Source organism: Nitrospira sp. Kam-Ns4a, from assembly GCF_965152595.1.
In genome coordinates this window covers 2,797,674-2,816,776 of record NZ_OZ224218.1, presented here as the reverse complement: position 1 = coordinate 2,816,776, position 19,103 = coordinate 2,797,674, and the positions used below count along the sequence as shown (strand labels likewise).

General features: G+C 66.1%; 18 protein-coding genes, 1 tRNA gene and 1 pseudogene. 12 read left to right on the top strand and 8 right to left on the bottom strand.

The features are described from left to right. Positions 1 to 252: 252 nt before the first annotated feature. The gene (locus ACWHYQ_RS14090; RefSeq protein WP_447972749.1) at positions 253 to 876 is read right to left on the bottom strand and encodes a hypothetical protein; all 624 of its coding nucleotides are present in this window, start codon (positions 874 to 876) and stop codon (positions 253 to 255) included. 25 nt (positions 877 to 901) lie between these two features. Continuing rightward, complete coding sequence (mazG, locus tag ACWHYQ_RS14085; protein ID WP_447972748.1) at positions 902 to 1,762, bottom strand: nucleoside triphosphate pyrophosphohydrolase; 861 nt, start codon at positions 1,760 to 1,762, stop codon at positions 902 to 904. A gap of 323 nt (positions 1,763 to 2,085) precedes the next feature. Between mazG and ACWHYQ_RS14080 the strand changes: the two genes are divergently transcribed. From ACWHYQ_RS14080 to ACWHYQ_RS14040, 9 genes are all read left to right on the top strand, one after another. Next, complete coding sequence (locus tag ACWHYQ_RS14080) at positions 2,086 to 2,343, top strand: DUF1844 domain-containing protein (RefSeq protein WP_447972747.1); 258 nt, start codon at positions 2,086 to 2,088, stop codon at positions 2,341 to 2,343. Between the two features lie 120 nt (positions 2,344 to 2,463). After that, positions 2,464 to 3,645, top strand: a complete 1,182-nt coding sequence (locus ACWHYQ_RS14075) for a tetratricopeptide repeat protein (protein ID WP_447972746.1) — start codon at positions 2,464 to 2,466, stop codon at positions 3,643 to 3,645. A gap of 14 nt (positions 3,646 to 3,659) precedes the next feature. Then, positions 3,660 to 5,999 (top strand): ATP-binding protein, encoded by a 2,340-nt coding sequence (locus tag ACWHYQ_RS14070; RefSeq protein ID WP_447972745.1) that lies wholly within the window; start codon positions 3,660 to 3,662, stop codon positions 5,997 to 5,999. A gap of 96 nt (positions 6,000 to 6,095) precedes the next feature. After that, positions 6,096 to 7,487, top strand: a complete 1,392-nt coding sequence (locus ACWHYQ_RS14065) for a sigma-54-dependent transcriptional regulator (protein ID WP_447972744.1) — start codon at positions 6,096 to 6,098, stop codon at positions 7,485 to 7,487. A 370-nt stretch (positions 7,488 to 7,857) separates the two neighbouring features. Continuing rightward, positions 7,858 to 9,147: a 23S rRNA (uracil(1939)-C(5))-methyltransferase RlmD gene (gene rlmD, locus ACWHYQ_RS14060; protein WP_447972743.1), complete on the top strand. Its 1,290-nt coding sequence runs from the start codon at positions 7,858 to 7,860 to the stop codon at positions 9,145 to 9,147. Positions 9,148 to 9,233: 86 nt separating this feature from the next. Beyond that, complete coding sequence (gene purM, locus ACWHYQ_RS14055; protein ID WP_447972742.1) at positions 9,234 to 10,274, top strand: phosphoribosylformylglycinamidine cyclo-ligase; 1,041 nt, start codon at positions 9,234 to 9,236, stop codon at positions 10,272 to 10,274. Next, positions 10,261 to 10,947 (top strand): phosphoribosylglycinamide formyltransferase, encoded by a 687-nt coding sequence (gene purN, locus ACWHYQ_RS14050; protein ID WP_447972741.1) that lies wholly within the window; start codon positions 10,261 to 10,263, stop codon positions 10,945 to 10,947. Before purM ends, purN begins: the two co-directional genes overlap by 14 nt. A 15-nt stretch (positions 10,948 to 10,962) precedes the next feature. After that, on the top strand, positions 10,963 to 11,226 hold the full coding sequence (locus ACWHYQ_RS14045) for a hypothetical protein (RefSeq protein WP_447972740.1): 264 nt from the start codon (positions 10,963 to 10,965) through the stop codon (positions 11,224 to 11,226). A gap of 439 nt (positions 11,227 to 11,665) precedes the next feature. Further along, positions 11,666 to 11,741 (top strand) — tRNA-Ala (locus ACWHYQ_RS14040). 208 nt (positions 11,742 to 11,949) lie between these two features. Here the strand turns inward: ACWHYQ_RS14040 and ACWHYQ_RS14035 are convergent. Both ACWHYQ_RS14035 and ACWHYQ_RS14030 read right to left on the bottom strand, forming a co-directional pair. Beyond that, positions 11,950 to 12,537 (bottom strand): DUF3368 domain-containing protein, encoded by a 588-nt coding sequence (locus ACWHYQ_RS14035; RefSeq protein WP_447972739.1) that lies wholly within the window; start codon positions 12,535 to 12,537, stop codon positions 11,950 to 11,952. Then, a complete protein-coding gene (locus tag ACWHYQ_RS14030) occupies positions 12,530 to 12,667 on the bottom strand; it encodes a UPF0175 family protein (RefSeq protein WP_447975569.1) in 138 nt (45 codons plus the stop codon). Before ACWHYQ_RS14030 ends, ACWHYQ_RS14035 begins: the two co-directional genes overlap by 8 nt. A gap of 311 nt (positions 12,668 to 12,978) precedes the next feature. On the opposite strand from ACWHYQ_RS14030, the gene ACWHYQ_RS14025 reads away from it, so the two are divergent. Genes ACWHYQ_RS14025 through ACWHYQ_RS14015 form a run of 3 tightly spaced genes read left to right on the top strand, consistent with a single transcriptional unit; the run spans position 12,979 to position 13,954 of the window. Beyond that, positions 12,979 to 13,182, top strand: a complete 204-nt coding sequence (locus ACWHYQ_RS14025) for a hypothetical protein (RefSeq protein ID WP_447972738.1) — start codon at positions 12,979 to 12,981, stop codon at positions 13,180 to 13,182. Between the two features lie 20 nt (positions 13,183 to 13,202). Continuing rightward, complete coding sequence (locus ACWHYQ_RS14020; protein WP_447972737.1) at positions 13,203 to 13,625, top strand: hypothetical protein; 423 nt, start codon at positions 13,203 to 13,205, stop codon at positions 13,623 to 13,625. After that, positions 13,592 to 13,954 carry a hypothetical protein gene (locus ACWHYQ_RS14015; protein ID WP_447972736.1) on the top strand — a complete coding sequence of 121 codons (363 nt, stop codon included), beginning with the start codon at positions 13,592 to 13,594 and terminating at the stop codon, positions 13,952 to 13,954. The genes ACWHYQ_RS14020 and ACWHYQ_RS14015 overlap by 34 nt, the downstream gene beginning before the upstream one ends. Here ACWHYQ_RS14015 and ACWHYQ_RS14010 read toward each other — a convergent pair. The 4 genes and pseudogenes from ACWHYQ_RS14010 to ACWHYQ_RS13995 all read right to left on the bottom strand — a co-directional run. After that, positions 13,869 to 14,063, bottom strand: a pseudogene (locus ACWHYQ_RS14010) (di-heme oxidoredictase family protein); the annotation flags it as partial. The gene ACWHYQ_RS14015 and the pseudogene ACWHYQ_RS14010 sit on opposite strands and share 86 nt — an antisense overlap. A 1,288-nt stretch (positions 14,064 to 15,351) precedes the next feature. Continuing rightward, entirely contained in the window at positions 15,352 to 15,918 is a 567-nt protein-coding gene (locus tag ACWHYQ_RS14005; protein ID WP_447972735.1) for a hypothetical protein, read from the bottom strand. A 527-nt stretch (positions 15,919 to 16,445) separates the two neighbouring features. Continuing rightward, the gene (locus ACWHYQ_RS14000; RefSeq protein ID WP_447972734.1) at positions 16,446 to 17,132 is read right to left on the bottom strand and encodes a response regulator transcription factor; all 687 of its coding nucleotides are present in this window, start codon (positions 17,130 to 17,132) and stop codon (positions 16,446 to 16,448) included. Continuing rightward, positions 17,119 to 18,972: a PAS domain S-box protein gene (locus ACWHYQ_RS13995; RefSeq protein WP_447972733.1), complete on the bottom strand. Its 1,854-nt coding sequence runs from the start codon at positions 18,970 to 18,972 to the stop codon at positions 17,119 to 17,121. Before ACWHYQ_RS13995 ends, ACWHYQ_RS14000 begins: the two co-directional genes overlap by 14 nt. Between the last annotated feature and the right edge of the window lie 131 nt (positions 18,973 to 19,103).

Genomic DNA, 19,103 nt, shown 5'->3' with positions numbered 1-19,103 from the left:
TAGCCGTGTGGATAACTCCCTCTCCGAGTAAAGATAGCCAAGTTCCAAGCAGGGCTGAACGACTTGCCTAAGTTTTAGGCATTGTGGGGCGGGTGACCTACGGCCCCTAGATATGGTGGATACAGGGAATTCCCCGAGTGTTGTGCAGGGGCCTGAGTATAGACTGTTTATTAAGAAAGTATAAAGATCGCTTCCGGAACCGCTGTCGCAGCGGATGGATGCCGAGCGGTCTAAAGAGAGCGACAAGGTGCTTCAGAATAGCCGCTTATAGTTTTTCGAATGGACGCCGGATTCGTCCGCAAAGCCCAAGGACGCCTGGTCGCTTTTGCCGGGATCGCGGAGGTCAATCCGATAGTGGCCGCGGACATGCTCCATGGCGTCCTCGAACGGAATCGCGTTGGGGTACAGGGCGCCGGGCGCGTGTGCGCCTCGCGAGAGGACCTGGATGGCCTCGGCGCTCCCGTACTTCGGATTGGAAAAGATGTAGATGTCCGCGATCGCGTGGTCACCCAGTTTGTTGCCCGGCGTGGTCGGAGGCAGCATGGTGGAGAGTTGGTTAGTCAGCCGGGCTTCCTTGAAGCGTTTGAGGAGCGCGATGATCTGACTGGTGGTGGCTTGCTCGGGAACCAGGACGCTGATCGCGTTCATCTCGGGGACCGTCGCGCTAATGTGGAACATGATCGGCGCCTCGTCCGCGACGACCGAGGCGCTGTCCCGTGCGGGATCCGGCAGGCCACTCTGCTGCCGTTGGGACTTGGATCCGGGCACCACGACCCAGATGAAGATCCAGAGCCCGATAATCACCCCGAAGATCACCAGAACGGGATGGGCCCCGGCGCGTTTGCCTTCCTGATAAGGATGCGGTTCCTCGTCCATCGGCTCGATCCCTCAGTGAGACCGGTCACGAACGCGAGTCCGGCGTGAGCCGCGGGGCTTCCCGACGTTTGGCCTCGTCCCAAAGCCGGTCCATCTCGGCGAGTGTGAGGTCTTCCAGCTTCCGGCCGGCGCGGGCTGCCTCGGTCTCGATGTGCCGGAAGCGGTCGGTGAACCGGTCGGTCGCCTTTCGCAGCGCCTCTTCGGGGTTGACCCGCAGGAACCGGGCCAGGTTCACGAGCGAAAAGAGCACGTCGCCGAATTCCGCTTCGATCGCGCCCGGGGCGGCATCCTGCCCCTCTGCGGGCGGCGTATCTGCCTGCGCCGCAGCGGCCAGCGCGTGCCGCAACTCCCGGATTTCCTCCTCCACCTTGGCGAGCACCGCGTCCCCCTTGGGCCAGTCGAAGCCGACCCGAGAGGCCCGCGCTTGCACCTGATAGGCTCGGAGCAGGGCGGGCAGCGTCTTCGGCACGCCGTCCAGCACGGAATCGGCGCGGCCGTTCCGTTGCCGCTCGTCCCGCTTGATGGTCTCCCAGCGGGCGACCACCTCCTCGGCCGTGTCTGGGAGGCCTCCGTTGCCGCGCGGGCCGAAGACATGGGGATGGCGGCGGACGAGCTTGTCGGCCAAGCCCTGGAGGACCTCATCCATCGTGAAGGTGCCGCGTTCGGAGGCGATCTGGGTGTGGAACAGGATCTGGAGGAGGACGTCGCCCAGCTCTTCCTTGAGCCTGGCCTCGTCGCCGCGGTCAATCGTTTCCAGCACCTCGTAGGTCTCCTCGAGCAGGTACGGCTTCAGGGACTCATGCGTCTGCTTCCGATCCCAGGGACACCCATCCGCCGCCCGGAGCCGGGCCATCAGCTCGACGACTTTTTGGAAGCGCTCCGACATTCGTGTCTTCCGTTCCCAGAGTCCTGGGGGCGCCCGTCACGGTGGGTGCCGTGGCGGATCACTATATACCGATTCGGCGATCCAACACAATGCGTCGTCCCGTTGCGCGCCCCCAAGGAATATGATAGGTTACGCTCCGATCCAACGTGGGAGCCGCGCTTCCCATGGGTGCAGAGGAACCAAAGGGCTTCGAGATCCGAGATCGGCGCGGGCGGATGTCCGAGGGCGACTCTTCCCCCGGGCCCAGTGCAGGCCGCGCTTCCGATGCCCCGTCACCCGAGCGTTCTGCCTCCCACCAATCGGCTGCTGACGCGACCCCTCCGGTGACGTTTTCGTCCTTGGTCTTCTCGCTGGGCACCTCGGCCCTCATGTTCATGGGCGAACAAATCGATCCGAAGCAAGAACGACTGCCGGTCAATCTGGCCCAGGCGAAGGAGGTCATTGACATTCTCTCGGTACTGGAAGAGAAGACCCGGGGCAACTTGACGTCCGAAGAGCAGACGGTGCTGGGAGACATGCTGTACGCTCTGCGGATGAAATACGTGGACCTGGCGTCGGGCAGGCAGAGCAAGACCGCTTGATCCGCCCCCGCTCGATCTCCGGCTCTCCTTCTCACGCCGGTTCCTATCCGCAGGTTCGACAACCATCCGGCGCCGGACCGGCGTGCAAATAGCCAGTCCCTCACGCACCGACGAGGATCCATGGCGGGCACATTGCTTGGCAGGGTGTTCCGGGTGCAGACCGCCTTGGTGCGGTCAGGGTACCTCGCCGGCGTCGCGGGCTTGGTGGTCGGGCTGGCTGCCGCGCCGGCGGCGCTGTCGGCTGACGGGAAGGGAGGACCGGCTCGGACGACTGCAGAGCCGAACAGGTCGTCTGGTTCGGCGTGGCTGGCCTTTCAGGCCGGTGACGTCCAGCGGGCGCTGGAGGAGTTCCAGGCGGTGACGGAGCACCGTCCCGGCGATCCGATGGCGTGGCTCGGGCTCGCCGTCACCCAGCACCGACTCTCCCGGGACGACCAGGCCATCGCGTCGCTGGAACGAGCGATCGCCCTGAAGGACGGGCTTACTCCCGGGCACAAGCTGCTCGGGGAGCTTCTCTCTGGTCGCGGCGACGCTGCCGCGGCGGTCGGCCACCTGGAGACCGCCCGGCGGCAGGACCCGAATGACGTAGAGATTCAGGAGCAGCTCGCAGCCGCGCGGCACATGCGCGCGCTCGCGGCCGCTACCGACCGGCTCTACAGCGCACACTTCGTCGTGCACTACCAGGGGCCGCCCGACCGCCGGGCGGCGGGGTCGGTCGTGGATCGGTTGGAGGCGCTCTATCACCGGGTGGGCCGGCGTCTCGGGTATTTCCCGACCGAGCGGATCGCGGTCTTCCTGTATCCGGAGCGGCGGTTCAGGGAGCTGATCGCCGGGCCGGTCTGGGCGCAGGGGGTGTTTGACGGCCGGATCCACCTGCCGGTGGACGTGGGAGCGGCGTCGCCGGATTCCACACTCGCGCACGAATATACCCATGCGCTCGTCCATCGCCTGAGCGGGGGGCGCGCCCCTGCCTGGCTGGATGAGGGGCTGGCGCTGCTCATGGAAGGCGCGGGCGGTGGGCGGGCTGTGCTGGCCCGGTCTCCGGAGGAACTCATGTCGCTCACGGTGCTCCATGGGTCGCTGCTGGATCTCCCGCCTCGGTCCGCCAGGGTGGCCTATGCCGAAAGCGTGGAAGCGACGCGGTGTCTGATCGCCCGCTACGGGCTGGACCGCGTTCGGCGGCTCCTGGAAACGTTGCCAGCGGCGCCCGCGTTCGGTGCGGCGTTCGAGCAGGTCTTTGGGGAGCGCTACGCCGAGTTCGACGCCACGTGGCTCGCGGCAATGAGTCGCTCGCCGCGATAGAGAGGGATGGAGTAATGCCGGATTACCCCGATCCCGTCGAGCCGGGCGGCCGGCCTCCGGCCGTCCTCCGACGGTCCGCTCAGGCGGGCGACGGCGTGAAGGAGGCTCCGCCACGCCGCGCCGCGGAGTCCGTCAGCGAGCCCGAGCGCCGGCGGCTCCACCTGCGCCCGGTCTGGATCGTCCTGCTCCTGCTCGTGCCCTGTCTAGCCCTGACCCTGTATTACTCGCAATACGCGGGGCCCGGCGGCACCGGGTCCGATTCCCTCATCCCCAGTCCCAGCTACGCGCTGGTCCTTCTGCTGGTGAACCTGGACCTCATCGGGTTCGTCGTGCTCACGCTGCTCCTATCCCGGAGCCTGATCAAGGCTTATTTCGAGCGCCGTCATCGGCTGATCGGGTCCGGGTTCCGAGCCAAGCTGGTCGCCGCCTTCATTGGGTTCGCCCTGATCCCGACCGTCCTGCTGGCCTTTGTGGCGAGCGGGCTCGTCAATAAGGCGGTGGACGTCTGGTTCAACGAGCAAGTCGAGCAGGTGCTCAAGGATTCGCACGAAGTGGCCCGGATGCACCACGAGGGCCTCGTCGAGCTGGCCGTCAGCAGCGCGCGCGCGATCAGCCGGGAGATCTTCCGCGAAGACCTCCTGATTCCGGAGCAACGCGAGTTGCTCATCGCCGCGATGGCCCGCAAGCGGGCCGAGCACGGCCTGGCCGGGGTGGAGGTCTTCTCGTCGAAGCTGGAGACGCTCACGCGGGCGGTGAACCCCGAGGTCCCCGGCACCGTGCTTGATTTGCCGAGCGGCCAGCTCGTGCTGCAGGTGCTGAAGGGCCGGCAGGAATTGACCTCGGTTCAGGAAGCGCAGAACGGGCGTCTGATCCGCGTCGGTGTCCCGATCGCCTCCAGCGCGGTGCCCGGCGAGGTGGACGGCGTCGTCATCGTGGACGCCTACATGCCCGAGTCCCTGCTGGCCAAGATGGAGGGCATCGCGCGGCAGTACACGGAATACCGGCAGGTCAAGGCTCTGCGGAACCCGATTAAGGCCGGGGCCTATCTGTTCGTCGCGGTGATCACGGTCCTGATCCTGTTCGGTGCGACCTGGTTCGGCTTCTACGTCGCGCGGGGCATCACGGTGCCGATCCAGCGGCTCGCCGAGGCGACCGAGGCGATCGCCCAGGGCGACCTGGACGTGAAGATTAACGTGAAGGCGACGGACGAGATCGGCGTCCTTGTGGACTCCTTCAACCGGATGACCGAGGACCTCCGCAACAGCAAATCGAATCTGGAAGCGGCCAACATCGAGCTGCGCCAGTCCAACCTGGAGCTGGAAGCCCGCCGCGCCTACACGGAGGCCGTCGTGGACACGATCGCCTCCGGGCTGCTCTCGATCGACCGCGCTGGCGTCATCACGACGTGCAACCCTTCGGCCGAGCGCATTCTCGGGGTGTGGGGCGATCGGGTGCGCGGACGGCCGGTCAGTGACGTGTTCAAGGAGCTGGGGCTGGATCTCTTCCAGACCGCCTACGACCGCATCTCGGCGGACGGGCTCGAGACCTTCTCGACCGAGGGCATGGTGGAGGTCCAGGGGAAGTACCTCACGATCGGCCTGAACGTCTCCCGGATGCGGAACGAGGCGGGGCGGGATCTGGGGTTCGTGCTCGTGTTCGAGGACCTCTCCGAGCTGATCAAGGCGCAGAAGGTGGCCGCCTGGCAGGAAGTAGCCCAGCGCATCGCGCACGAGATCAAGAACCCCTTGACGCCCATCCAGCTCTCGGCGCAGCGCCTGCGGAAGAAGTTCTTCGAGAAGGCGCCGGACTTCCAGGCCATCTTCGACGAAGCCACCGAGGTGATCATCAACGAGGTGAGTAGCCTCAAGCGGATGGTGGACGAGTTTTCCAAGTTCGCCCGGATGCCCGCCCCGCAGATGGCGCGCCAGTCGCTCCACGAGGTCCTGCGCGAGGTGGTGGCGCTGTATAGCGGCGCCCACCGGGAGGTCGAGTTCATCCTCGCTCTCGACGAGCGGCTGCCGCTGCTGAACATTGATCGGGAGCAGATGAAGCGCGTGTTCGTCAACCTGTTCGACAACGCGATTCAGGCGATGAACCAGAAGGGCCGCCTGTGGGTCACGACGGCGCTCGACGCCAAGCGACGCCGCGCCGTCGTGAGCGTGGCCGACGAGGGCGTCGGGATCAATCCCGAGGACGAGGAGAAGCTGTTCATGCCCTATTTCTCGCGGAAACGGACGGGGACCGGGCTCGGGCTGGCCATCGTGCACCGGATCATCACGGATCACGACGGCCACATTCGGGCGGCCAACAACCAGCCCAAAGGCGCGGTCTTCACCTTCGAACTGCCCGCGTGATAGGGCGGGAGGCAAGAGGCACGAGGCGAGGGGGCGGGCTGATGGCCATGCCTGCCGCTGGCCCCTTGCCCTTTGCCGCGCGCCATAGAGGGACAGATGGCTGAGACGATTCTGATCGTGGACGACGAGCCGGGAATCCTGAATTCCCTCAGCAAGATCCTCGAGGACGAGGGCTACGAGGTGGCCGTGGCCAAGAGCGGGAACGAGGCGCTCAAGCTGGTCGCCACCGAGCCGCCCGACCTGGTCCTGCTGGACATCTGGATGCCGGAGATGGATGGGCTCGAGACGCTCAAGCGGCTGCGGGAGCTCGCGCCGCGGGTCCAGGTGGTGATGATGTCCGGGCACGGCTCCATCGAGACCGCGGTCAAGGCGATCAAGCTGGGGGCCTACGATTACATCGAGAAACCGCTCTCGCTCGAGAACGTCACGTTGCGCGTCCGCCACGCGCTCGACCAGCACCGGCTGCAGGAGGAAAACCTCAGCCTCCGGACGAGGGTCGAGCGCCACTTCGAGCTGGTCGGCTTATCCCCGGCCATGCAGCGGCTGCGGCAACTGATCGAGACAGCGGGCCCGACCAACGGCCGCGTGTTGATCTCCGGCGAGAACGGGACCGGCAAGGAACTGGTCGCCCGCGCGATCCATCTGCACAGCCCGCGCCGCGACAAGCCCTTCGTGGCGGTGAACTGCGCGGCGATCCCGGACACGCTGATCGAGAGCGAGCTGTTCGGGCACGAGAAAGGCGCCTTCAGCGGCGCCACGGCGATGAAGCGCGGGCAGTTCGAGCTGGCGGACGGTGGGACGCTGTTCCTAGACGAGATCGGCGACATGAGCCTGAACACGCAGGCGAAGGTCCTGCGGGCCCTCCAGGAGCAGCAGTTCAACCGGGTGGGCGGCACTAAGCTCATCAAGGTGGACGTCCGGGTGATCGCGGCCTCGAACAAGGACCTGCCGAAGGAGATCGAGAAGGGCAATTTCCGCGACGACCTGTTCTACCGCCTGAACGTGCTGCCGATCACGGTGCCGCCGCTCCGGGACCGGAAGGAAGACATCCCGCTCCTGGTGCGGCACTTTCTGCGCCTGAATGCGGAGGAGCAGGGGCTCAAGATGAAGGAGATCACACCGGAGGCGGTGGAGGCGCTCCAGGCCCACGACTGGCCCGGCAACATCCGCGAGCTCCGGAATCTGATCGAGCGGCTCCTCATTCTGGTGCCCGGCCAGATCATTGATGCCTCCCATGTCGGGCTGTTCCTGCGGGCGCGGCCGGCTGCCGCGGTGGCGCCGGTCGCGGCGGCCGCGACCCCGCTCGCGGCAAAGTCGTTCGCCTCCCTCCGCGATGCGCGCAACGCGTTCGAGCGCGAGTACATCTCCCGCAAGCTGCGGGAGCACGGCTGGAACGTCTCGCGCACGGCCGACGACCTGAAGATCGAGCGCAGCCACCTCCACCGGAAGATCAAGCTGCTCAATATCGAGCTCCGCCCCGAAGGGTGAGGGGAAAGGCTCGGCCGACGAACGGCGCACGATCGCGGGTTCCCGACATCATGCGTTGCACCTGGTCAGCCGCTCTGTGTCGTCCTGTTGGCCGCTCGCCTCATCGGACCATCGGAACGGCTCACGGTGCCTTCCAGCCCGCTACACGCATGTTCCCGCGATCTCGGGAACCGCCGTGTGCGTCCGTTCCATCCGACCGGCAGCCCGGCTCGCCGGTGGACGATCGGCTCCGGCACCCAACCGGCGAGGGTCTCGTGCCCGGCCCCTGTGGCGCGCTCGGGGACCGCCCGGGATGAAGGAAAGGCCACATTGCGCCGCGCCAACGGGTAGACTCAGCCCCTTGACAATTCCGGAGAGGATCGGTGAAGCCATGGCCGACGCGCCGCTGACCGTCACGATCGAGAAGCTCGTCCAGGGCGGGCGGGGATTGGCCCACGAGGGCTCGCAGGTGCTGTTCGTCCGCGGGGCGCTGCCGGGCGAAACGGTGTCGGTCGGCGAGGTCACGCAGCACAAGGGCTACCGCGAAGGCGAGATGGAGGAGGTCCGGGTCGCCTCGGCGGATCGTGTGGCGCCGCCCTGTCCGGTGTATCGGACCTGCGGCGGGTGTCAGCTCCAGCACGTCCGGTACGAGACGCAACTCTATTGGAAACGGGAGATGCTGGCCGAGGCGCTCGCGCGGGTCGCCAAGCTGCACGTCGGCGAGATTCCGCCGGTGGTGGCCTCGCCGGAGCCGTACGGCTACCGCAGCACAGTGCGGTTTGTCGTCTTTAAGGATCGGCACGGGTTCCGCCTGGGCTTTCACCGCGAAGGGACGCACGACCCGGTCGAGGCGGCTTCGTGCCTGCTGATCCCCGACGCCCTTCGGGCAGTGGCGGCTGCGGTCGGCGAGCGACTGGCTCATCAGAAAAGACTGCCGCTCCGGCTGGAGTCCATCGAGATCCGACGATCCACGACCTTTGGGTCCGTTCTGGTGATCTGCCGAACCGGGCGTGCGGAGCGGCCCCAAGCGTACGAGGTCTTCGCGCTGTTTGAGAATCTGCCCGGGGTCACGGGTCAGGTGGTGGTGGCTGGACCGGGCCGACGGTGGGTGCAGGGGGACGATTGGATCGCGGATCGGTTGGGGGAGTTGATCTTCCGGATCGGCGACCGGTCGTTCATGCAGGCCAACTGGCGGCTGTACGAGACGATTGCGCGGACCGTCGCAGCCTGGGTGGGCTCCGGCGAGCGGCTGCGCGTGCTCGAGCTGTACGGCGGCATCGGGACCTTGGGGTTGCCGCTAGCGCGCGCGGGTGCGCTGGTGACGGAGGTCGAGGCGAATCCCTACGCCTTAGCCGACGCGAGACATGCCGCCAAGCGCAACCATGTCGGCCGCTGCCGGTTCCGGCCGCTCCGCGCCGAGGCGATGCTGGCAACGGTCGAACCCGGCGACTATGACGTGGTGCTCGTGGATCCGCCGCGGACCGGGCTCGGACAGGACTGCCTGCCACATCTGGTCCGGATCGCGGCGCCGCGGCTCCTCTATCTCTCCTGCGATGCGCCGACGCTCGCGCGCGACCTCGCCCGGCTGTGCGCCGGCGGCTATCGGGTGGCCCGGATCCAACCCTTCGACATGTTCCCCCAGACCACCCACCTGGAGACCCTGGTCGAGCTGGCGCGGTAGGGGGGGCCATAGGTCGCGTCGTTCGCAGTGATCTCCGCGACCGGCCATTGACCGCGGGCCATGTCCCACTCTAAGATGCCACCCGCATGGCGACCTATAAACAAGCGGGGGTGGACATTGATGCCGGCAACGAGCTCGTCCGCCGGATCACGCCCCTGGTCCGTGCGACGTTCCGGCCCGAGGTACTGACCGATCTCGGCGGCTTTGGCGGGCTCTTCCGGTTTCCAGCCGGCCGCTTCACCAATCCCGTCCTGGTGTCGGGCACCGACGGGGTGGGGACCAAGCTCAAGATCGCCTTTCTCATGGATCGGCATGACACGGTCGGCGTGGATCTGGTCGCCATGTGCGTCAACGACATTGCGGTGAGCGGAGCCGAGCCGCTGTTCTTCCTGGACTACTTCGCGACGGGCAAGCTGACCGTGGAGAAGGCCGAGGCCGTCGTCAAGGGAATCGTCGAGGGCTGCCGCCAGGCGGGATGCGCGCTCCTGGGCGGGGAGACCGCGGAGATGCCGTCGTGCTACGCCGAGGGCGAATACGACCTTGCGGGCTTCGCCGTCGGGGTCGTGGATCGGCCCAAGATCATTGACGGCGCGAGGGTCCGGCCCGGCGACGTGCTGGTCGGGCTGGCTTCGACCGGCTTGCATAGCAACGGCTACTCGTTGGTGCGACGGGTGTTGTTCCAGGACGGCGGCTTCACCGTCGCGAGTCGGATCTCGGATCTGGACCGTCCGCTCGGCGAGGTGCTGCTGACGCCGACCCGCATCTACGCCAAGCAGATCCTCGCCCTGGCCGCCGAATTTCCGATCAAGGGGATCGCTCACATCACCGGCGGCGGGCTCACGGAGAACCTGCCGCGTATTTTCCCCCAGGGCTGCGGGGCACGGATCACGCGCGGGGCGTGGCCGGTGCCGCCCATCTTCCGGGTGGTCCAGAAGGTCGGTCGCGTGGACGAGGAGGAAATGTATCGGGTCTTCAACATGGGCATTGGCCTTGTGCTCGTCGTCGCACCGGAGGACGTGGATCGCCTGATCGGCCGGGCCGCCGAACTTGGCGACCGGGCATACCCCATCGGTGAGGCAATTGCGGCCGGGCCTGGCGCCACGCGGGTGGAGTATGTCGCTGGCTGACTCGGATCGGACCGTTCGCCTGGGTGTGCTCGCGTCCGGGCGCGGATCGAACCTGCAGGCGGTCATTGACGCGATCGAGGCGGGGTCGCTGCGGGCGCGGATCGCGGTGGTGCTCAGCAACAGGGCTGACGCACCGGCATTGGAGCGGGCCCGGCGGCATGGGCTTCCTGCGGTCTTCCTCGATCCCAAGCCGTACACGGCCCTGGCGGATAAGCGCGAGGCCCGGGAAGCCTATGACCGCGCGGCGCTGGAGGTGCTGCGCAAGCACGAAGTCGAGCTGGTCATCCTGGCCGGGTACATGCGGATCGTCACGCCCGTCCTGATCGAGGCCTATGCGAACCGGATGATGAACATCCATCCGTCACTGTTGCCGGCCTTCCCGGGCCTGGATGGGCAGAAGCAGGCGCTGGACTGGGGCGTGAAGGTGGCTGGCTGCACCGTGCATTTCGTGACGGAAGGGGTGGACGAAGGGCCCATCATCATACAGGCGGCCGTGCCTGTGCTGGAGGACGATACCGCGGAGACCCTGTCCGCGCGTATCCTGGCCGAGGAGCATCGGATCTACCCGCGGGCGATCCAGTTATACGTCGAAGGCCGCCTGAGCGTAGAAGGGCGGCGCGTGCACGTCGTCGGCCCAACGGGGCCGACGGCCGCCGCCTTGATCAATCCGTAGTGGCTTGTGTCCGTCATGGCCATCTCGCAGGAGATTCGGGAAGAGCAGATCCGTATGCTCCGGCTTCGTCTCCGCGTGGATCTCACGACCTACCGGCTGGCCCACACGCCGCTGAGCCGACAAGAGGCGTTGGCGCTCATCGAGCGGACCCGCGACGAGATTCTGGAGCTGTTTCCCGACAAGGGCGAGGTCTTCGATCTGGTGCTGCGGCCGCGCTTCCTGCGCATCCTCGACGAACGGGCCCTCCAGGAGTGGGGGCTCGCGGACGCGACGAATTAACTTCCCGTGGAGTCCTGCGGGCAAGTCGTGTATAATGCCCTGGCCTTTGAGACCTGCCCAAGCGCCGGTCTTCCTCCCCGTCTCCTCCGCGGCGGCATCGCCCCGGCAATTCCGCTGGGCCCAACCCGCGGGAACATCACTGGCGCTTGGCATTTTATGCAATGAGTGGGCTCCGCCCCTAGTTCGGCGCGGAGCGTCACTGCCTGAGAACTGGATTAGCGAGCGCACGGTGCGAAGAATAACGAGCGCCACCGTTGTGCGCACGGCCGAGTCGGTGAGGCCGCCGCGTCTTGCGTTGTCCGATCGCCGGCGCGTCAGTATGAGCTAAGATCAATGGGCCGCCACCGTTTTCGGTGTGAGACTTCGTGGCCTGTGAACAGGGTTAGCGAACGTCGGATGGGAGAACGCCGCGGCCTGTGAATGAGCTAAGAGGATAGGTGGGGGGCTAGCTCAGTTGGGAGAGCACGACGTTCGCAACGTCGGGGTCGCGGGTTCGACTCCCGTGCCCTCCACCAAACGTCATGTTTGCCCCTGGCGGCCACGAGCCGCCAGGGGTTTTCGTAATCCAGCCGCACGGTTCGGCCCGCCAGCCGAAGGTTCGAGCCAATCCGGATCGTCCACTCCTTGAGCGAGTCGAGATTCTCCGTGGAAGCCGCGGAATAGGCCTGGTGAGCCGCGCGGACGAACTGCGCCAGCGGTTCGAGCCAGTGATTCCCCTGCCGCTCAACCTGTGCGAGCGCGCTGCCACAGCGTGAACAGGGCCCCTTCTTCCCTGTGTCGCGCTGCCCCGCCGAACCGGTTAGCCAGGAAGGGGATCAGGGACCCCCGGCGCTCCCCGGCCAGTTTCAGCACAGCTGCGCGAGTGCGTGAGGCCAGTCGGAAGCCAAGGGCATCGAGCTGCTCAAGGAAGGGACCGACGGTCGGGATCAGACCGTGGCGCTTGGCGTCCAGCATCAGTCCGAGCGTCCCGGTCAATGGCAACCGAAGAGTCTCGGCCACCTGACAGGCCAGGGCGTCATCTAGAACCGCAATCGCGTCCTTCGTTTCAGGGGTCAGCGCGAGGACCTCTGCCTCACCGGGCCCCAGATCGGTCGCCAATGGCAGCGCGGCGAAGCTCACCGGCCGTCGCGTCGTGATCCAGTCCAGTGCGGCGAGGTCCGGCAGATTGAGGCCCAGCTTCCGTCCGACATTGATCTCTTCAAGGACGGCTGGGGGGACTGTGATAGGGCGGGCGAGAGCAGGAAGGATGTGCAGCAGGCCCAACTGATAGAGATATTGAATCGGGGAGGTGTTCCAGATGATTTCAGGCAAGGCGGGTCTCGCGTGCAAGCTGCTCCTCGGTCAGGCGAAACGTGTCCCCACCGTAGTCGGCGAGCTTCGTGAGGAACACCACCCGCGGCACGCCCGCGAGCTTTGCCGCAGCTCCGGAAGAAGGGGAGATCTTGTCAATAGGTGTGATGGTATGAACGTGCGCGCCTCCCTCACGCAGGTGGTATCCTACGTTCGGGACTCAACCGCGGCGAAGCCGCAGGAGGGAGGCGCAGGATGCAGTCTATCGCGTTTGACTCGCATCAGCACTACACGTTGGCGTCTGTGGAACCTGCGACCGGTGGGTCTGCCCGAGAGACGCGGATCCCCCACGCACGGGGCGCGTGGCAGACCTTTTTGCAAGCGTGTGAGCGGGAATCCCCGGTCGCCGTGGAGACCATCGGGAATTGGTATTGGATTGTGGAGGAGATTGAGGCCGCTGGGATGCTGCCGCAGCTGGTGCACGCCCGCAAGGCGAAGCTCATGATGGGCATGGTCAACAACACGGACAAGCTGGACGCGCACGGGCTGACTCGACTGCAGCGCACGGGCACCCTGCCGACCGTCTGGATCCCACCGGGGGTGTTGCGCGACCAGCGCGATCTGCGCGGACGCGGATGGTCCTGGTACACCAGCGGATGCAGCTGAAGAATCGGATTCACGCGACGTTGGCCAAAGATGCGGTGAGCGTCCCCGAGGTGAGCGATCTGTTTGGGGTCCGTGGGCAAGCCCTTCTGCGGGAGCGGCTGACGTGGTTGCCCGTGCATACCCGCTACACGACCGAGCGGCTGTTGGCCCGGGTGGCGACGCTCGATGACCACGTGGACCGGCTTGAGGCCCGTATCCAGACCGTGTTTGCGACCACGCCCGAGATGGAGCTCCTGATGACGCTGCCGGGCGTTGGGTTGACGCTGGCGGTGGTGATCGCGTTGGAGGTGGGCACCGTCGATAGGAGGGCTGGTTCACGAAGGGCGCAAGCAGAATCCGCGCCGGTTCAGATCATTTCGGCTGATGTGGACCTCACGAAGCAGCCGCAGAGTTCAAGGCAACCAAGAAAATGTCGTACGCGGATTGTTTCTCCGCAGCCTTAGCCAAGTCCCGCAAAGCGGAATCGGTGACGGGGGATAGGGAGTTCAGGCAGGTAAAAGTAGATGTGAAAATTCTGTGGCTACGAATAGGTCGAACGTGCCCCCACGCTCTGAGTCGCAATCCCACAGGAGGCTCTGCGCGGGCTGAGCCCGGCCCGCGCGTGACCGGGGCCGGCCCGTGGTCGTTCACGGCTACTGGCTCACCACCAACGGCGCGCCCGGCGGCAGGACCTGCAGGGTCTTCAGGAACTCCACCACCTCGGCCTGATCGTCCGGTGACAGCGACGCGAACTTGTCCCGCGCTTTCCGGGCCTCCCCGCCGTGCGCCATGATGGCCTCCGTGATCGTGGTCAGATCCCCGCGGTGTCCATACGGCGCCGAATTGCCGACGTCCCAGAGCTTCCGTGTGATGAACTGGTCCAGCGGGATGCCGGCCTGCATGACCTTCTCATTGCAGAAGTGCGGGAGGGTGTCGTCGCAGATCTTGTGGCGCTTGAGGTCGGTATAGGCCCGCACCACGGCGCGCCCGTCGGCGAGGCGCTCGAGGCGCGGTTGCTCCCCGGTCTGAGTGAGGTCGAAGCAAACGGACTTCGAAGTGTCCGAAAAGGTGCCATTGGGGTTGAGTCCGTTGGGCTCGCAGAAGACCGGATTGTTGAGGATCAAAGCCGGGATATGACACGAGGCGCAGCCCAGTTGACCGAACCGTTTCTCGCCGCGCTCAATCGCCTTGCGCAGCAGCGGGTCGCTCGGAAGGACGCGCCCTGGAGTGCTCAGGGCCGCTTGAAAGATCGTGACGGCCGTGATGTCCCCGACCGACAGCTCATCCTCCACGCCGTCCTGATCGAAGTCGCGGGTGCCCGTCTCCGCCATCCCGAACCGCTCGACGGCCTGCATCCCGTGATGGTGGTTCATCGCGTTGACGCTGAACTCGCGGATCGAGCGGACAGCCCCCTTCTGGTGAAAGGGCTTGATGATCAGATCCCCATCCACGCCCTCTACCTGAGAGGTATCGAGGGTGCCATCAGGCCGGGCGGTGATCGCGCCGAAGCTCACGCCCTTGGAGACCAGCGGCAAGGTCGTGTCGTGCCGTGTCATGGCAGCCTTCCGTTTGGCGGCCGCAGCGATGGCGAAGAGGTCCTGGGTCATCTCGCGTCCCAGGAGCTCGATCGGCCCGGCCCCCATCATGCCGAGGGTGTTGCGCTCGTTACTGAACTCCCGCGCAACCGAGAAGGTGACGAGGTCCAGGACCTGGGCGAGTACGAACACGTTGGCCACGAAGTCTCCGGCGCCGCCGGCCCGGGGCTGGACGTGGCAGCCAGCGCAGGCGTTGGAGTCCGGGGCCGAGGTGCGGATCATCGCGATCTCCGGATCGGTGACCGGAGTGCGCAGGGTCGGCTTGCCGTTGCCGGTGGCTGCCGGTCGGCCCTGGCCGTCCAGCTTGTTGAACGGAGCCTCGAAGAGCAGCTTCCCGGCGGCGAAGATCTGGGCGAAGCTGAGCCTGCCGGCCACGATGTCGTCGTGGTTGATGTGACCGGGCAGCACCGGCCGGTCTCCAATCGTTTGCGTGACATGCGGCTCATGGGCGAAGACGGTAAAGACGATGTACAAGGAGGCCGCCAACGCGGCCGCGGCGGTAGCCCGCTTCATGGTCATCCCTCTCTCGGAAGGGGTCCCCGTCTCCGGGTGCGTTCCCTATTCGGTTGCCCTCGCGATCCCGAACGGCGGCTGGCTAGAACTGCTTGCTGCTCGACACCACGACATTTCCCAGGAACACCGCGCCGCCGAATCGGCACCCGCCGGCGACAATTGCCGAGGGGGTACACAAGGGATTGCCGGTGTTCCAGAACGGCGTGGCGACGTGAATGTCGAACCGATCCGCTTGGGGGGAATCTTTGTCCTGGCCGATGGCTATGTAGTCGTGCGGAGGAGGATTGAGACCGGTGCCGTCGGTGTCCTCGACGATCTGGCCGGCCACGCGGGTGATCGAGCGCATCTTGCCGGTGGCCGTGATGGTTCTGGGGACGTCTCGCTTGACGGCGTAACTGTCAATGCTGAGCGAAAACATGAGCATCTCAAAGGGGCCGAAGTCCCCGCCGGCGTTCACCGTCCCCACGCCGCAACTGATCAGAGCCCGAGTGAGGGTGAAGGTGGAGACCTGGTTGGCCACCGAAGCGTCGGTGTACATGCCGACTCCCTCGTCCTTGAGCCCCAGGCTGGGCCCGGCGAAGGCCGACCCAATCCAGACGAGCCCCACCAAGCCTGCCCGCCAGCCGATCGTCTGCGAGAGCCGTTTCACGGTCGACCTCCCTCGTTCGGTAGTGAATGGGTACGCCGCCACCTCAGCCTTATCCGGTTTGGTCCAATCCGCTGTGGCGGTGCAGCCTGATGGACCGCTCCGGTCCACGGTCATGCAAGGCCAAGCCAGGCGCCTAACCCTCCCTTAAGTACAGGATGAGTACAATACACTAAATAGAATCAGGCGTATTCATGGCCCACTTTGAGGCCCATCTGTTTAGGGGGATGCTAAACCGTGTGTGACCGATGCACCGGTCATGTTCCCGCGCCCTCTGCGGTGATGCCGTGTAGGGGCGGCCTTCCTTCGCATGACTGGCACTGGCGGCGGTGCAAAGGGGGAGGAGCGCTGCTCCTTATCCCCTTCGTTTCCCCGCGACCCGGATGAACTTGGTACGTAGAGCTTGCGCGAGGTCCACTCTGGCGCAGCGCGCGGGGTCGGCGGTAGGGGTCATCTGCCCATCACGGCCAGGAACAATGTCTCAACCTGCAGCGAGGGAGCGGGATGGATCAGGCGAAGAGAAGGAGTGGCTACTTAGTGAGATCGGGTATGTTCTTGCGCCGGATGAGGAGCTGGGCATACTGAGCTGCGGCTTCGGCGCGGCGCGAGACGTGCAGTTTCTGGAAGATGCTGCTGAGGTAATTCCGGACGGTTTTGTCGCTCAGCCCCAAAGCCACCGCGATCTGCTTGTTGGTTTGCCCTCGCGCAACGAGCGCGAGGATGCGCTGCTCCTGCGAAGTGACGATGACCCGATCGGCTTGGGTCTCGATTCCCTCCGCGCGCCGCATCTGCTCCTGGACCAGCCCTCTGACCGCCGGCGCCAGGATGGACTGGCCCCGGGCGACCATCTCGACCGCGCCAATGAGTACCTCTTCGCTGATTTCCTTCAGAAGATACCCATCACCTCCGGCCCGGGCGGTCTCGATGGCAGCCTCGTCGTCGAGGAACGACGACAGAAAAAGGATCCGGGTGGCCGGACAGGCGGCGCGAATTTCGCGGCAGGCCTCGACGCCGCTCCCGTCCGGCAGGCAGATATCCATGAGCACGACATCGGGCTTCAGGCGGACGGCTGCGGGGCCGGCGGCCAGCACCGTGCCGACCTCACCCACGACCTCAATGCGGCCGCTCCGATTGAGGAGCATTCGCAGGCCGCTCCGCACCACCTCGTGGTCGTCCACGAGGAGCACGCGGATCGGCTCGCTCCTAGGGGGCGCCATGCCAGCCTCCCACGGGGACCTCGACAGAGATCCTGGTCCCGGCGCCGGGCGCCGAGGCGATCTCGACCTGAGCGCCGAGCTTGCGGGCGCGAGTCTGGATGTTGTGCAGCCCATGACCGCGTTGTTGGCACGCCTCGGCGTCGAACCCCACGCCGTCGTCCCGCACTTCGAGCCGGATGCAGTCGCATCCCAGCCGAAGGGACACCGTGCCCGTTGTGGCGTAGGCGTGCCGGAGGCTGTTGCTCAGGGCCTCCCGCACGATCTGCAGGAGATGGTAGCCCTGGTCCGGCGTCACCTGGGCGGCCGCCTGAGGATCAATCTCCGAGCGAAAGCGTGGCGACGGAGCCCGGTTCAGGGTCCGAAGCAGGCTCGCGAGTCCGGTCTCGAGATCAGGAACCGCTCCGGTCTTCAGCGTGAGTCCAGGGAGGTAGGACCGGACCTCGCGGATCACCGCATTCAAGTCCGTGATGGCCCCATCCAGGCGAACCAAGGCCTTCTCAGGGTCCTTCGGAAGCAGGCATCGGCGGCACTCGGTCAGGCTGAGCCCGATGGCGTACACGGACTGAATGATGCCGTCGTGGAGGTCGCGCGCCAACCGCTCGCGCTCCTCGTTGATCTGCCGCAACTGCCGCTCGCGCTCGCGCAAGGTGCCCTGGGTCAGTTTCCGCTCCTCTTCGAGGCCGATCGCCGAGGCAAGGATGCCCATGAGGCGTTCATCCGCTTCGGAAGGCGCGAGCGGCTTCACAGAGCGGACGCATAAGCAGCCGACAGCTTGCTGCCCAAGCTTGACCGCCACCCCGATCCAGGACTGCCAGGTGGGGCCTTGGGGCTCGGACCCGTTGTCTGTCTGGGGTTCCGCAACCTGGCGCACGACCGCGCGGTCTCCTCCCCGCCGGATGACCTGCTCGATGGCCTGGCCCTCCGGCGTTCCTTGGCGCACGGCCGATGCCGGAAAGCCCCACTGCGCGCGTTCGTGGAGGACGCCACGGTCCAGCCGCACGTAGCACGCGCCGCTCGCTCCCAGGAGTTCCCCGCAGAGCGCGGTCACACGCGCGATGTTCTGATCAAACTCAGTGGTGAAGTGCAGAAAGCAGTCGTTGATCTTCCCCAGGCGCTCCTCCGCGCGCTTGCGCTCGGTGATGTCTCGCATGATCCCGCTGTAAAAAGCCCGGGCGCCGACCCTCCAGGTCGCCAAGGACAGCTCCAAGGGAAATTCCATGCCATCCTTCCGCAACCCGTGGAACTCCAGGGTACGGCCGAGAAGCGGAGCTATGCCCGTGGCACGCAGCCGCGCCAGGCCTTGCAGGTGCCGCTGCCGGTAACGTTCCGGCATGAGCAAGGTGAGCGGGCATCCCAGGATCTCGTCCTCCCGGTAGCCGAACATCGTGGCGGCGCCCTGGTTCCAGGAGATGATGCAACCGTCTCCGTCGGCGAGCACGATGGCGTCAATGGCCGAAAAGAAGACCGACCGGAACCGCAACTCTGACTCCTGCAGGGCTTCTTCAGCGAGATGCGTGTCTGATTTGGGCGACGGGGCTGTCCCCGGGAGGTTCCACCAACCGGGGCACCAGCGGTTCTCCTCCATGGCCTGGGTGGGCGTCTGATGTGCCAAGAGCGGCTGGAGATCCTTGGCGGTGTCGCGTGAGCCGCTGCGTTCGCGCTGGCGGCGCCGGCGCCTGGCCATCTCAAGGAGCGCGGCCAACAGGAGCACGGTCGAGATCAGCCCGATCGAGACTGTGGAAGCCACGACTGGGACTGGAGGAGCAGGCTGTTCCGGAGAAAGGATTTCCGGCACCTGTCCGTAGTGGACTCCCTGACTGTCGCTCCGGGTCAGGCCCATCGCTGACGCGTCCTCCACTGAACGAGGACCACAGGGGCACCACGGTCACCGCCGCCAAGCGGATGGACTGGGCCTGGCTGACTCCGCGTCCGGGCCGACGGTGGCGCGCGAGGTGATCGGCCAGCCCGGGC

What these genes read in the sequence shown, in the direction of transcription:
- ACWHYQ_RS14090 (WP_447972749.1), bottom strand. Translation starts at nt 876, where the DNA reads ATGGACGAGGAACCGCATCCTTATCAGGAAGGCAAACGCGCCGGGGCC.
- mazG (WP_447972748.1), bottom strand. Translation starts at nt 1,762, where the DNA reads ATGTCGGAGCGCTTCCAAAAAGTCGTCGAGCTGATGGCCCGGCTCCGG.
- ACWHYQ_RS14075 (WP_447972746.1), top strand. Translation starts at nt 2,464, where the DNA reads ATGGCGGGCACATTGCTTGGCAGGGTGTTCCGGGTGCAGACCGCCTTG.
- ACWHYQ_RS14070 (WP_447972745.1), top strand. Translation starts at nt 3,660, where the DNA reads ATGCCGGATTACCCCGATCCCGTCGAGCCGGGCGGCCGGCCTCCGGCC.
- ACWHYQ_RS14065 (WP_447972744.1), top strand. Translation starts at nt 6,096, where the DNA reads ATGGCTGAGACGATTCTGATCGTGGACGACGAGCCGGGAATCCTGAAT.
- rlmD (WP_447972743.1), top strand. Translation starts at nt 7,858, where the DNA reads ATGGCCGACGCGCCGCTGACCGTCACGATCGAGAAGCTCGTCCAGGGC.
- purM (WP_447972742.1), top strand. Translation starts at nt 9,234, where the DNA reads ATGGCGACCTATAAACAAGCGGGGGTGGACATTGATGCCGGCAACGAG.
- purN (WP_447972741.1), top strand. Translation starts at nt 10,261, where the DNA reads ATGTCGCTGGCTGACTCGGATCGGACCGTTCGCCTGGGTGTGCTCGCG.
- ACWHYQ_RS14045 (WP_447972740.1), top strand. Translation starts at nt 10,963, where the DNA reads ATGGCCATCTCGCAGGAGATTCGGGAAGAGCAGATCCGTATGCTCCGG.
- ACWHYQ_RS14025 (WP_447972738.1), top strand. Translation starts at nt 12,979, where the DNA reads ATGCTGCCGCAGCTGGTGCACGCCCGCAAGGCGAAGCTCATGATGGGC.
- ACWHYQ_RS14015 (WP_447972736.1), top strand. Translation starts at nt 13,592, where the DNA reads ATGTCGTACGCGGATTGTTTCTCCGCAGCCTTAGCCAAGTCCCGCAAA.
- ACWHYQ_RS14000 (WP_447972734.1), bottom strand. Translation starts at nt 17,132, where the DNA reads ATGGCGCCCCCTAGGAGCGAGCCGATCCGCGTGCTCCTCGTGGACGAC.
- ACWHYQ_RS13995 (WP_447972733.1), bottom strand. Translation starts at nt 18,972, where the DNA reads ATGGGCCTGACCCGGAGCGACAGTCAGGGAGTCCACTACGGACAGGTG.